Raw genomic sequence first — 12833 nt, 5'->3', positions numbered from 1 at the left:
CTAAATCTAGGGAGCATTGTATTAATTGACCGGTAAATTGAAAGATCACATTTTGACCAATCGAATGACTCTCATGCAATCAAAATTTAGGCAATAAAAAACCCGCCAATCAGACGGGTTTTTAAACCAGTCCAGTCTTATAGACGAACCAGCTCCACAATTTTCTCAGCCAGTTCTTCAACGGCTTCGGTGCCATAGCTTACGTCAGTGCCTTCAGCAACATCGGTGACCACCACAACACCAGTTTCACGAAGTAATGCCACTTGAGCAGCATTCAGACCCGCTTTTGCAATTGCAACTACACCTTGCTGAATCAACAGACTTTCCAGCGCTTGTGCATTTTCCAGTGCTTGTGCTGTTACAGTCACCGCAGCAGGTTTTTGACCTAAACGGGCAGCACGGTCTTCCGCAGTCACAGGTTCATCATGCGCAGTCCATTCTACCGCTGCTTCCACCATGCCCGCACCAACGGTCACGTTGCTTAAACGGTCAATGAAAATAAACGAGCCGGTATAACGGCTGTCCTGATAACGGTCAAATACCACTGGCGCATCAAACTCGATCTGAACATCAGCAATCGCGTTCAGTTCCAGCTGCTCTACCTGAGTTTTTTCCAGCGTATTCACGTTTACACGATAGTTAATTTCAGCAATTTTGGCTGGAACAGTTTGCGTACCGAGCTTAATGTTGTACAGCTTGCCTTTGACCAGTGGCTGATCATTCATCCACACCACAGTTGCGCGTGCAGAACGTGAAATTTCCGGTTGATCGCCCGCTTTGACCAGCAGGTTACCGCGTGAAATATCAATTTCATCATTCAGGGTAAGGGTAACCGCCTGACCGGCAAAAGCACGTTCTAAATTGCCATCAAAAGTTACAATGTCTTTGACGGTAGAACGTTTGCCTGATGGCAACGCGACAATTTCATCACCCACACGGATGTCGCCCGAAGCAATGGTGCCAGCAAAACCACGGAAGTCGAGGTTTGGACGGTTGACATATTGCACCGGGAAGCGGAATTCGTTTTTACCTGAAGTCCGGCTAATTTCCACGTTTTCCAGCGTTTCCATCAAAGTTTCGCCGCTGTACCACGGAGTATTGGCCGACTTGTTCACCACGTTATCGCCATTCAGGGCAGAAATTGGCGTGAAAATGATATTGGCCGGTTTACGGTCACCAAGCTGGTTCACGAACTCGTTATATTGCGCCTGAATTTCATTAAAGCGCGCTTCAGAGAATTCCACCAGGTCCATTTTGTTGATGGCAACAATAATGTTCTTAATACCCAGCAGGCTGGCAATAAAGGTATGACGACGGGTTTGGGTCTGCACGCCATAACGCGCATCAATTAAAATAATTGCCAGATCCGCAGTTGATGCACCAGTGGCCATGTTACGGGTATATTGTTCATGTCCCGGGGTATCGGCAATGATGAACTTACGCTTTTCAGTTGAGAAATAGCGATACGCCACATCAATGGTAATACCCTGCTCACGTTCTGCCTGCAAGCCATCGACCAGTAAAGCTAGGTCAGGTGCATCCCCTGTCGTCCCGACTTTTTTCGAGTCACGGGTTACCGCTTGCAACTGATCTTCATAAATCAGTTTTGAATCATAAAGCAGACGACCAATTAAGGTCGATTTACCATCATCGACGTTACCGCAGGTCAGGAAACGCAATAAGTCTTTATTTTCGTGCTGTTTTAAATAGGCCAAAATATCTTGGCTAATGAGTTCTGATTGATGAGACATTGCTCAAACTCCACAAATTCTTTAGAAACCGGTTTAATCTCCCTGTATCTCCCTTTTACCCAGAGGGAATTTCCTCTCTTGTCTAAAGAGAGGTCGGGAGAAATTAGAAGTAGCCCTCTTGCTTCTTCTTCTCCATCGAGCCGGCTTCATCATGGTCAATCATACGACCCTGACGTTCCGAGCTGGTGGCCAGCAACATTTCCTGAATAATTTCAGGCAAGGTATCTGCGCCTGACTCAACTGCACCGGTCAGCGGGTAACAGCCAAGCGTACGGAAACGTACCGATTTCATTTGTGGTACTTCGCCTTCATGTAAACGCATACGCTCATCATCAACCATAATGAGTGTGCCGCTACGTTCTACCACTGGACGTTCAGCAGCAAAGTACAATGGAACAATTGGAATCTGCTCGAGATAAATGTATTGCCAGATGTCCAGCTCGGTCCAGTTCGACAATGGGAACACACGAATGCTTTCGCCCTTGTTGACCTTACCGTTATAAAGGTTCCACAGTTCTGGACGCTGGTTTTTCGGGTCCCAACGGTGTTTGGAATCACGGAAAGAATAGACACGTTCTTTGGCACGTGATTTTTCTTCGTCACGGCGCGCACCACCAAATGCAGCATCAAAACCGTATTTGTCCAGCGCCTGTTTCAGCCCCTGGGTTTTCATGATGTCGGTGTATTTTGAGCTACCATGATCAAATGGATTGATTCCAGCGTCACGGCCTTCCTGGTTCTGATGCACAATCAGATCAAAACCATGTTTTTTGGCCATATTGTCGCGGAATTCAATCATATCTTTGAATTTCCAGCCTGTATCGACATGTAACAGAGGGAATGGAAGTTTTGCAGGATAGAAGGCTTTCAAGGCAAGATGCAGCATCACCGCAGAATCTTTACCAATCGAGTACAGCATAACCGGATTTTCAAACTCGGCAGCAACTTCACGGATGATATGAATACTCTCAGCTTCAAGCTGTTTCAGATGAGTAAGTCTTTCCTCATTTAATGACATGGACAACACCAGCTTAAATCAACGTGTACTTATTACACTTTATAAAATTTATATTCATTATAGAGATTTAGTTATCTGTACTATTGCTTGTTTTATTATATTAATATGCAAAAACGTCATATACAGGATTACTGATATTGCTATCAAAGTTTACTCATACCCTGCACAGCATCACTTATTTTTAGCCTGATCACTATTTTCCAGTCGCCGTTTTTATGCTCACTTCTATCTATTGAGTTATTGTTAAAAGCTCTAATAGATCGCTTCATTTTCCAAGTGAAACACCTAAAATAAAACAAATTTTAATTTTTTCTGATTGCTTCCATGCCTTATAGTCATTACGATTTAGCCACCTTAAAAGCCCAGCTGGAACAGGCGCAGCTTGCCGGCTTTCTGTATCAGCATCAGCAGCACATGCTGGTGTTGCAGGAAGCGTTTGATGAAGATGGTTCTGCACTAAATACCTTTGTCCAGCACGAGTTCAGTGCCGATCAGATCGGGCTGCAATTTGGTCTACGACTTTCGGACCATAATATCGAGTTTTTGATTGGTCTGACCCACAGTAATCAGGATCGCGGTTATGAAATTGGTGCCGGCAATTTAAAAGGTGACCAGAAAGCCTTTAACCTGATGTATGCCTTTTATAATTATCCAAAGGCCTTTTATCTGGTCAGCATGCCACTGGCCTCCACCTCAAGCCAGCTGGAACAGGCCATTGAACAGCAACTGTTCCAGCGCCCGGAACTGGCCTTCCTCGACACCGCAGTCAAAACCAATCCAATGGGTGAACAGGTGCAGTGGATGAAATCCTTTATTGTGCAGCAAAGCCTGAACATGAAAGTGCGTATTCAGACCAGTTTAATCTAAGCAATTCTTCTGATCTGTGCTTTACGTATAGCTTGATGATACTCAAACAAAAAAAATAACCCGCGAGATTCGCGGGTTATTTGATGTAGCAGATTTTAGTTCTTGTGACGCATATGCGGGAACAAAATCACATCACGTATACTTGGTGCATTGGCGAATAACATCACCAGACGGTCAATCCCGATCCCTTCACCTGCTGTAGGTGGCAAGCCATATTCCAGTGCTTCAACGAAGTCTGCATCGTAGTGCATCGCTTCATCATCACCAGCATCTTTCTCAGCCACCTGTGCCTGGAAACGCTCTGCCTGATCAATTGGATCATTTAACTCTGAGAAGCCGTTTGCCAGCTCACGACCACCAATGAAGAATTCAAAACGGTCAGTGATGTGCGGGTTCTCATCATTACGGCGAGCCAGCGGTGAGGTTTCTGCTGGGTATTCAGTAATGAAGGTTGGCTGACGCAGTTGAGTTTCAACCGTTTCTTCAAACACGATGGTTTGCAGCTTGCCTAAACCAAAGCCCGGTTTTACCTGCTCTTTCAATTCGTTTTGTACGAAGTTGGCCAGGAATTCACGGTCATTCACGTTTTCAGGGGTGAACTGCGGGTTGTGCTCAAGAATCGCATCAAACATCGAGATTTTCTTGAACGGACCTTTGAAGCTATACACTTCATCGCCATACGGCACATCGGTCGAACCCAAGATGTCGATGGCCAGTTTCTCCAGCATCTGCTCGGTCAGTTCCATCAAATCTTTGTAGTCCGCATAGGCCTGGTAGAATTCAATCATGGTGAATTCCGGGTTATGACGGGTCGATACACCTTCGTTACGGAAGTTACGGTTAATTTCGAACACGCGTTCAAAACCGCCCACCACCAGACGTTTTAAATAAAGTTCTGGCGCAATACGCAGGAACAATGGCATATCCAGTGCATTATGATGGGTTTCAAATGGACGCGCCGATGCACCACCTGGAATCACGTGCATCATTGGGGTTTCAACTTCCATGAAACGTTTTTCAGTTAAAAACGCACGGATGCCCGATACCACTTTGGCACGAATTTCAAAAGTCTTACGGGTTTCTTCGTTTACAATCAGGTCCAGATAACGCTTACGATACTTCACTTCAGTATCGGTCAGGCCATGGAACTTGTCTGGTAATGGACGTAGCGATTTGGTCAGCAATTCAAAGTGCTCGATATGCACATATAAATCGCCTTTGCCTGAACGGCCGATATAACCTTTAACAGCAATAATATCGCCCAGGTCCAAACCTTTAATGGTTTCCAAGGTTTCAGGGCTAAGTTCTTTACGGGCCACATACAGCTGGATACGACCCGTCATGTCCTGAATTACGATAAACGAACCACGGTTGAGCATGACACGGCCAGCCACCGACACATACACCTTGTCGCCGCCTTCAATTTCTTCTTTAGATTTGTCGGCAAACTGTTCTTGTAAATCTTGCGCGTAATGTTCACGCTTGAAGGTGTTCGGCCATGGGCTGCTGTTGCTTTCCTGAGCCTTTTCTTGGATTTGCTTTAACTTGGCATGACGCTGTGCAATTAAATCGTTTTCGGAAATAGTGGGTTCAGAAGTCGACTGAGCGTTTGGTTGCGTCATCTCTGCCTCGAAAATTACTAAAAAATGAAGTGTAATAGCATAGCAGATTTATTTGGCTTTTCGTATGCTCTGCTGAATCCTAAGCCATTTTTTTCATTTTCTAAACCTCTGCTAAACAGCACCTCGCCTTTTGCTGAACTGTTAGACCAATAGCTAACTTCTTTCTTGCGCCACCACTCTTACAATAAGCAGGAGAAATTAATTGAAAAGGAAACTTTTCAACTATTCAATAGACGCTTGAGTGTGAATGAAAACAATGAATAGATGCACCTCGAAAATCCTATTTCTGCATGGGCTGGATTCCTCACGTGAATCGAGTAAGTTTCATGCCATCTGCGCAGATAAAAAATACTGTATTACCGTGGATTATCGCAATCTGAACTACCAGACGGTGGCCAGTTTCTATAACGATATTATTGTTAAAATCCAGCCTGAAATTATTGTCGGACATAGCCTCGGCGGCTATTGGGCCTTAAAGATGTCGGCGCTGCATGGTATTCCCTGCGTCATTGCCAATCCGAGTTTACAGCCCGACTTCCGACCGGACTATCCGCAGATTTCCGAACAGGAACTGGACCATGATATTCCGCAGCTGGCCTATCTGGAACTCGGCGATGAACAGCTGGACATGCACTGGGTACAAACCCAGCTGGAAAATTACATGCCAATTCATGCTTTTAAAGGCGGTCATCATCGGCTGGTGTGTCCTGAAAATATCAATCCTTTAATCTGGCAACTGGAACAGCAATCACTGCACAAATAAAAAAGCCTTGCACTCAGCAAGGCTTTCTATGTTTCACAGGGTAGTGCTCAGACTTAAGCAACTGCTTCCACCGGCTTAGAGCGTTCATCCAGTACCGACCAGATGTTCAGACCCAAATCTGCGTGTAAATCTGGTAAATCTAGGAAAATACTGGCACCCAGAATTTCATGCTGACATTTTTCCGCCAGTTGTTTCACTGCTTTTAAGGTACCGCCAGTCGCTAATACATCATCCACAATAATAACTTTCTGACCGGTGACATCTGCCGCCATTTCCAGACGGTCCAGACCGTATTCCAGGCTATACCCCACACCTACTACCGGTGGTGGTAATTTACCGGCTTTACGCACCAGCAACAAGCCCTTGCCAGTACGCTGTGCCAACAGGCTGGCCAGCACAAAACCACGTGCTTCTACCGCAATAAAGCTATCTACTTCAGCCAGTTTTTCTGCAGGAATACTTTCAATTAAAGCATCTGTCAACGGACCAATATTTTTCATGAATAAAGGGGTCAAGTCATAAAAACAAATACCGGCTTTAGGAAAGTTTTGGACAGTACGAATGTGAGACCACAACGTTGTAGACAGCTTGCTCATAAGGAGATCGGAGAGAGATTAAAAAGAATAGGTGAATTTTACAGCGTCTTGACCGCGAAGACCAGCCAAAGTCCGCCCTTCAGGTTTAAATAAAACCCGATTAAAATTAGTAAATCATTGTTTTTATTATTGGTATTTTTATACTAAATAACCAATATAGATTATCCTAATTATAGAATAGCCTATTTAAGCAAAAATAGCTGTCCGACTTTAGTCGAAATTTAGGTGATCTCTCATATATTTTGAAAAGATTTGCGCTGGTTTTTAGTGTGCATATTGTCCGACACTATGCAATGTTTGAGATTTTAAAGATAAATTTTGTCCTTCTTAGCCATTCAGCTTTAGAAATGAAGCATTAGACTCCGATATTTACTTTACTTTAACCTCATAACTGCGTAAAAATTTAAGCGAATATGAAGTGTTAAAATCATATCAACTGAGTCATGCTGGTTAGGGAATTTTTTGCCGGTCAGGTTTATTGAAGATCGGCTTTTGGAGAGTCAAATGAAAAAGTATCAATGCATCGTTTGTGGATGGATTTATGACGAGGCAGAAGGCTGGCCGCAAGATGGCATCGTCGCGGGCACCAAATGGGAAGATATTCCAGATGACTGGACCTGCCCGGACTGTGGCGTATCTAAAGTCGATTTTGAGATGGTCGAAATCTAAGTACGCCTCGAAGACCATAACTGCATGGTCTTTTTTTATGTCTTGAAACTTATGCTCAACCTTTTATGGAGAAAATAATGCATCCGATTGTCATCATTGGTTCTGGTATGGCTGGCTATACAGTCGCCCGTGAATTTCGCAAACTGAACCCTGAACAGGAACTGGTCATGATTTGCGCAGATGATGCAATCAACTATGCAAAACCTACCCTCTCCAATGCCCTGGCCGGCAAAAAAGCACCCGAACAGATTGCGCTGGGGGATGCCGCAAAAATGGGGGCACAGCTGAATATGCGTATTGAAGTGCATACCTGGGTCAAAGCCATTGATGCCGAGCAGCATCTGCTGACTTTAGAGAAAGATGGCGTCGAAAGCCAGCAAGCCTATGCCAAACTGGTACTGGCAGTCGGTGCCAACCCGATTCGTCTGGCCATTTCTGGCGATGGCAGTGATGATATTCACGTGGTCAATAATTTAAATGACTATAAAGCCTTCCGCGAACAGCTGGCAGCGCGTCAGGATAAACGTGTGGTGATTTTAGGCGCGGGCCTGATTGGCTGTGAATTTGCCAATGACCTGCAAAACACCGAGCATCAAGTCACGGTGATTGATCTGGCACCCCAACCGCTCGGCCGTTTATTGCCTGAATTTATTGCCACTGCATTTAAACAGAACCTGGAAGAAACCGGGATTCATTTTGTCTTGGGCACCACGGTCGATAAAGTATCGAAACTGGATAAGGGTGATTATCTGGTGACACTGGCCGATGGCCGCAGCCTGAGTGCCGATGTGGTGCTATCCGCCGTCGGTTTACAGCCGAATATCACTTTAGCCAAAGAAGCCGGCATTCATACCAGTCGCGGCGTGTTGACCAATGGCTTACTGGAAACCAACCTGGCTGATATTTATGCAGTGGGCGACTGCGCTGAAGTCAACGGGACTTTATTGCCGTATGTCATGCCAATCATGCAGCAGGCACGTGCCCTGGCCAAAACCTTAAATGGTGAAACCACACAAGTGCACTACCCGGCTATGCCGGTTGCAGTGAAAACCCCGGCGGCACCATTAACGGTGTTACCTGCCCCGGTAGATGTGGAAGTGACCTGGCAAAATGAAGAACTGGACGATGGCATGATTGCCAAAGCCTTTGACAGCACTGCCACCTTACGCGGCTTTGTGCTGCTCGGGCCAACAGCCGGCAAACAGCGCCTGGCTTTAAGTAAACTTGTTCCTGACTTGATTCCAGCGGCAGTTTAGCGCTTTAATCCATCAGGGGTGCGCGCTCACCTTGAAGAAAGGAATATAAGAATGAATAGTTTGCGGTTAAATGTTTCACCTTACAGCAGTTTTATGCACGAAACCAAAGTCGACTTGGGCAATGGCATTGAATTGCATGTCGAAATGGGCGGCGAAATTGGCAATCCGACCATTTTACTGGTCATGGGACTGGGTGCACAGCTGCTGTATTGGCCAGACTTTTTCTGCAAGTCACTCATTGACCAAGGCTTTCGGGTCATCCGTTTTGATAACCGCGATATTGGCCTGTCCTCTAAAGTACGCCATCAGGGCGAGCGCCTGAATACCCTAAAACTGATGGGCCGTTTTGCCTTGGGTTTAGAAAATCAGGGGGCGCCTTATAACCTGTATGATATGGCCGATGATGTGGCCCTGCTGATTGATAAACTGGAGCTGGAACAGGTTGATGTGATTGGCGCTTCAATGGGCGGCATGATTGCACAGATTCTGGCGGCCCGCTATCCGGACAAGGTCAGAAAACTGGCACTATTGTTTACCAGCAACAACCAGCCTTTCCTACCGCCTCCTTTCCCGAAACAGCTGTTCAGCCTAGTGGGCAAGCCGGCATCCAATGATGAAGAAGGCATTATTAACCACAGCCTGAAACTGTTTAAAGTGATTGGTTCCCCAGGTTATCTGAATGAAATGGAAGCGGTACAGACCGCCCGTAAATTATATCAGCGAAGTTACCATCCAGCGGGTGTACTTCAGCAGTTTTTAGCAATATTATGTACAGGCTCATTGCGCAGTCTGGACAAGCAGATCCAACAGCCCACGCTGGTTGTTCATGGTTCTCGTGACCGCTTACTTCCACCTGCACATGGTAAGGCTGTTGCGAAAGCAATACCTGACGCTAAATTTGAATTAATTGAAGGAATGGGGCATGATATCCCTCCGCATTTCATTCCATATCTTAGCGAATTATTTGCTCATCACTTTAAATTATAAGCATTAGGACACTATGGCTGCATTACCATCCTTAAGACAGCTGTCATACCTCGTTACACTGTCTGAAACGTTGCATTTTACAGAAGCGGCGCGCCGTTCATTCGTGACTCAATCGACATTGTCGGGCGGAATCATGGAGTTAGAGCGCTTATTGGGTGGCGTATTGGTTGAACGCGATCGCCAGAATGTACGTTTGACTCCTCTCGGTGAACAAGTTGTAGCCCGAGCGCGTGTTCTATTGGCCGATGCACAGGACTTGATGCGTCTAAGCCGTGAAATGAGCGAGCCCTTAACCGGCGACCTGCATTTAGGTGTAATTCCAACCATTGCACCGTTCATTTTGTCGCAGCTGTTAGATGAAGTGCATAAGCAACTGCCAAAAATCCAGTTACACCTGCATGAAGCACAAAGTGAAAAAATTGTAGAAAAACTGGAACACGGTAACCTGGATATGGTGTTACTGGCGCTACCGTTTGATACCCGCAGTCTGAAAGTTGCTGAAATTGCCAAAGAAAATCTGGTACTGGTCCACCATAAATCCGATGCACACTCGGCTCAGGCCAAATCTTTAGAAGATCTGGACCTGTCTCGCCTGATGCTGCTGGAAGAAGGCCACTGCTTGCGTGATCATGCCTTAAGTGCCTGCCCGATTGGCGAGCGTAAAAATGATCATCGTTTAAAAGCCAGCTCACTACCAACTCTGGTGGAAATGGTATCAGCCAACCTCGGCTTTACCTTACTGCCTGAAATTGCCATTCATACCAATATGATTCAGGCCAATTCAGAGCTGGTGGTGAAACAGATTGACGCGGCACCTACCCGTACCCTGGCCTTAGTAACGCGTAAGAGTACTCCGCTGCAAAGCGAATTTGATGTGTTATTGCAAATTCTGCAAAAAATCTCGCACAGCTAAGTTCTTCAATACCCATAAAAATAAGGAGCATCAGCTCCTTATTTTTTTAGCGGATAAAAGCCTGACATTCTTTAAATATCAGGCTTGCTTCGCTTACTGAATCATCTCGATCAGGGTGCGCTGCGCATTGGAAGCTGGCTCGCCTTCTGCGGCCTGTGCACGAATCCAGGTACCATCTCCCTGCAGTAGCCACGCCTGCTGGTTATCTTGCAGATAAATTTGCAGACCTTGCTGATAAATACGTTTTTTCAGTGCCGGATCTTCAATCGGGAAGCAGGCCTCAACCCGGTTAAACAGGTTACGGTCCATCCAGTCAGCACTTGAACAGTAAATACGCGCATCACCATTGTTGCTGAAGTAATACACGCGGGTATGTTCCAGGAATCGGCCGACAATGGAACGTACCCGAATATTTTCCGATAGCCCCGGCAAGCCCGGACGCAGGCAGCAAATCGAACGGATAATCAGATCAATCTGCACGCCAGCCTGTGAAGCTTCATACAGTTTATTGATCAGCTGCATTTCGGTTAAGGCATTCACCTTCACAATAATTTGCGCTGGTTTACCGGCTTTGGCATTGGCAATTTCATCATCAATAAAGTTGATCAGCTGGGTATGCAGGGTAAACGGTGCATGCAGCAGCTTTTTCAGCTTGGCCATTTTGCCCATGCCGGTCAGTTCCTGGAAAATGCGGTGTACATCTTCACAGAGTTCCTTGTCGGTGGTGAGCAAACCGTAGTCGGTATAAATCCGCGCATTACCGGCATGATAGTTACCGGTGCCCAAATGCACATAACGCACCAGCTTGTTGTTTTCACGGCGCACCACCAGAATCATTTTGGCATGGGTTTTATAACCGACAATGCCATAGACCACCACCGCGCCGGCTTCTTGCAGCACGTTGGCCACGGCAATATTGGATTCTTCATCAAAACGCGCACGCAGCTCAATGACCGCGGTCACTTCTTTACCATTACGCGCCGCTTCCGCTAAGACTTGTACGATTTCAGAATCGGCACCACTACGGTACAAAGTCTGTTTAATTGCCAGTACCTGCGGGTCACGCGCCGCTTCACGCAGCAGGTTAATCACCGGGGCAAAGGATTCAAACGGATGATGCAGCAAGATATCCTGCTTTTGCATGGCCGAGAAAATATTCTCGGACTTTTTCAACACTTTCGGAATCACTGGCGTATGTGAATCATAACGTAAATGCGGACGTTTAAAGTTAGACAATAAACGCGCCAGATTCACTGGACCATCCACTTTATAGAGCTGGTCTTCATGCAGATCAAACTCATTTAGTAGATATTCATAAATCGGTTGCGGACAGTTCTGGGTCACTTCCAGACGCACCGCGCGGCCAAAACGGCGGGAGTTCAGCTCGCCTTTCAGCGCTTTGGCCAGATCTTCGACATCTTCGTTTAAGGCCAAGTCAGCATTACGGGTGACACGGAACTGATAACAGCCAGTCGCAGTCATGCCCGGGAACAGGTCCGATACATGCTCATGAATAATCGCAGACAGCATCACGTGATGTTCTTTACCACCGGTCAGTTCATCTGGTAAACGCACCACACGTGGTAAAGAGCGCGGTGCTGGCACCACGGCCAAGTCAATCTGACGGCCAAAAGCATCTTTCCCTTCCAGCGTTACAATAAAGTTCAGGCTTTTATTGACCAGACGCGGGAATGGATGAGCCGGGTCCAGGCTGATTGGCGTTAAGACCGGTGCCACCTGTTCCTGAAAATATTTTTTCACCCAGGCCGATTGGGCTGGCGTTAGTTCACCACGGCGCAAGAAACAGATGTCTTCTTCACGCAGTTTAGGCAGAATTTCCTGGTTTAAAATACGGTATTGGCGCTCAATGGCAGCGTGGGCAGTTTGGGAAATCTGCTCCAGTACCTGTTTCGGAGTCAGACCATCCGGGCTACGGCTTTCATTACCCAGATCCAGCTGCTCCATGACACCTGCAACACGAATTTCAAAAAACTCATCTAAGTTACGTGAAAAGATGAGTAAAAAGTTCATACGTTCCAGCAACGGATGCAAAGGATCGACTGCCTGCTCCAGCACGCGCAAATGGAAATCGAGGATAGAAAGCTCACGATTGATGTATCGATCATTATAGGTATAGTCTATTTGCGCAGGGGTCGCGCTCGCTGCCGTATTCATATGCACCCTATGACTTTTTCTCAAGTATTCACTATTCATAAGTATGCTTCAATTTTGTGACAATTTCATAAAAAAAGCCCACTGCTGTGTAATGCCAGTCAGTTAAGAGATTGACTGGCTTTTTCTTGGGTATTTTTGAGGTTTTCCTTTTACAACCCTTGGATAACTCCTCACTCTTCTCTCAGGTATAACATACCGATTAGATTTCTCCATTAA

Annotated in this window: 11 protein-coding genes; 6 read left to right on the top strand and 5 right to left on the bottom strand. The window is 46.1% G+C overall.

Annotation, left to right across the window (positions count from 1 at the left end; translation table 11 throughout):
• Window positions 1-137: 137 nt before the first annotated feature.
• Window positions 138-1751 carry a sulfate adenylyltransferase subunit CysN gene (cysN, locus tag FTT68_RS03535; RefSeq protein WP_180056470.1) on the bottom strand — a complete coding sequence of 538 codons (1614 nt, stop codon included), beginning with the start codon at window positions 1749-1751 and terminating at the stop codon, window positions 138-140.
• A 103-nt stretch (window positions 1752-1854) separates the two neighbouring features.
• Window positions 1855-2769, bottom strand: coding sequence for a sulfate adenylyltransferase subunit CysD (cysD, locus tag FTT68_RS03530; RefSeq protein WP_005179347.1), 915 nt, complete (start codon window positions 2767-2769; stop codon window positions 1855-1857).
• A gap of 324 nt (window positions 2770-3093) precedes the next feature.
• On the opposite strand from cysD, the gene FTT68_RS03525 reads away from it, so the two are divergent.
• Window positions 3094-3636 (top strand): hypothetical protein, encoded by a 543-nt coding sequence (locus tag FTT68_RS03525; protein ID WP_016659284.1) that lies wholly within the window; start codon window positions 3094-3096, stop codon window positions 3634-3636.
• A gap of 95 nt (window positions 3637-3731) precedes the next feature.
• On the opposite strand, the gene lysS is transcribed toward FTT68_RS03525, so the two are convergent.
• Window positions 3732-5258: a lysine--tRNA ligase gene (lysS, locus tag FTT68_RS03520; RefSeq protein ID WP_005179355.1), complete on the bottom strand. Its 1527-nt coding sequence runs from the start codon at window positions 5256-5258 to the stop codon at window positions 3732-3734.
• Window positions 5259-5514: 256 nt separating this feature from the next.
• Between lysS and FTT68_RS03515 the strand changes: the two genes are divergently transcribed.
• Window positions 5515-6021 (top strand): YqiA/YcfP family alpha/beta fold hydrolase, encoded by a 507-nt coding sequence (locus FTT68_RS03515; RefSeq protein ID WP_034598188.1) that lies wholly within the window; start codon window positions 5515-5517, stop codon window positions 6019-6021.
• A gap of 53 nt (window positions 6022-6074) precedes the next feature.
• Here FTT68_RS03515 and FTT68_RS03510 read toward each other — a convergent pair whose 3' ends face one another.
• On the bottom strand, window positions 6075-6617 hold the full coding sequence (locus FTT68_RS03510; RefSeq protein ID WP_005179368.1) for an adenine phosphoribosyltransferase: 543 nt from the start codon (window positions 6615-6617) through the stop codon (window positions 6075-6077).
• A 504-nt stretch (window positions 6618-7121) separates the two neighbouring features.
• Between FTT68_RS03510 and rubA the strand changes: the two genes are divergently transcribed.
• From rubA to oxyR, 4 genes are all read left to right on the top strand, one after another.
• Window positions 7122-7286: a rubredoxin RubA gene (gene rubA / locus FTT68_RS03505; protein WP_005179369.1), complete on the top strand. Its 165-nt coding sequence runs from the start codon at window positions 7122-7124 to the stop codon at window positions 7284-7286.
• A 77-nt stretch (window positions 7287-7363) separates the two neighbouring features.
• Window positions 7364-8542, top strand: a complete 1179-nt coding sequence (locus FTT68_RS03500) for an NAD(P)/FAD-dependent oxidoreductase (RefSeq protein WP_005179371.1) — start codon at window positions 7364-7366, stop codon at window positions 8540-8542.
• Between the two features lie 51 nt (window positions 8543-8593).
• A complete protein-coding gene (locus FTT68_RS03495) occupies window positions 8594-9529 on the top strand; it encodes an alpha/beta fold hydrolase (RefSeq protein WP_045796061.1) in 936 nt (311 codons plus the stop codon).
• A 13-nt stretch (window positions 9530-9542) separates the two neighbouring features.
• Complete coding sequence (gene oxyR, locus FTT68_RS03490) at window positions 9543-10442, top strand: LysR family transcriptional regulator OxyR (protein WP_005179377.1); 900 nt, start codon at window positions 9543-9545, stop codon at window positions 10440-10442.
• A gap of 93 nt (window positions 10443-10535) precedes the next feature.
• Here the strand turns inward: oxyR and ppk1 are convergent, their stop codons facing one another.
• A complete protein-coding gene (gene ppk1, locus FTT68_RS03485; protein WP_005179379.1) occupies window positions 10536-12617 on the bottom strand; it encodes a polyphosphate kinase 1 in 2082 nt (693 codons plus the stop codon).
• Window positions 12618-12833: the final 216 nt, after the last annotated feature.

The organism is Acinetobacter sp. Q85-2 (assembly GCF_013420555.1).
GTDB classification, from domain to species: domain Bacteria; phylum Pseudomonadota; class Gammaproteobacteria; order Pseudomonadales; family Moraxellaceae; genus Acinetobacter; species Acinetobacter indicus.
Note: the sequence above shows the minus strand (reverse complement) of the source record. Positions and strands in the feature narration are given on the sequence as shown.

Bases quoted from the DNA above. Each gene is read 5' to 3' on its own strand.
- cysD (WP_005179347.1), bottom strand. From the start codon at position 2,769: ATGTCATTAAATGAGGAAAGACTTACTCATCTGAAACAGCTTGAAGCT.
- rubA (WP_005179369.1), top strand. From the start codon at position 7,122: ATGAAAAAGTATCAATGCATCGTTTGTGGATGGATTTATGACGAGGCA.
- cysN (WP_180056470.1), bottom strand. From the start codon at position 1,751: ATGTCTCATCAATCAGAACTCATTAGCCAAGATATTTTGGCCTATTTA.
- oxyR (WP_005179377.1), top strand. From the start codon at position 9,543: ATGGCTGCATTACCATCCTTAAGACAGCTGTCATACCTCGTTACACTG.
- FTT68_RS03495 (WP_045796061.1), top strand. From the start codon at position 8,594: ATGAATAGTTTGCGGTTAAATGTTTCACCTTACAGCAGTTTTATGCAC.
- FTT68_RS03525 (WP_016659284.1), top strand. From the start codon at position 3,094: ATGCCTTATAGTCATTACGATTTAGCCACCTTAAAAGCCCAGCTGGAA.
- FTT68_RS03515 (WP_034598188.1), top strand. From the start codon at position 5,515: ATGAATAGATGCACCTCGAAAATCCTATTTCTGCATGGGCTGGATTCC.
- FTT68_RS03510 (WP_005179368.1), bottom strand. From the start codon at position 6,617: ATGAGCAAGCTGTCTACAACGTTGTGGTCTCACATTCGTACTGTCCAA.
- FTT68_RS03500 (WP_005179371.1), top strand. From the start codon at position 7,364: ATGCATCCGATTGTCATCATTGGTTCTGGTATGGCTGGCTATACAGTC.
- lysS (WP_005179355.1), bottom strand. From the start codon at position 5,258: ATGACGCAACCAAACGCTCAGTCGACTTCTGAACCCACTATTTCCGAA.
- ppk1 (WP_005179379.1), bottom strand. From the start codon at position 12,617: ATGAATACGGCAGCGAGCGCGACCCCTGCGCAAATAGACTATACCTAT.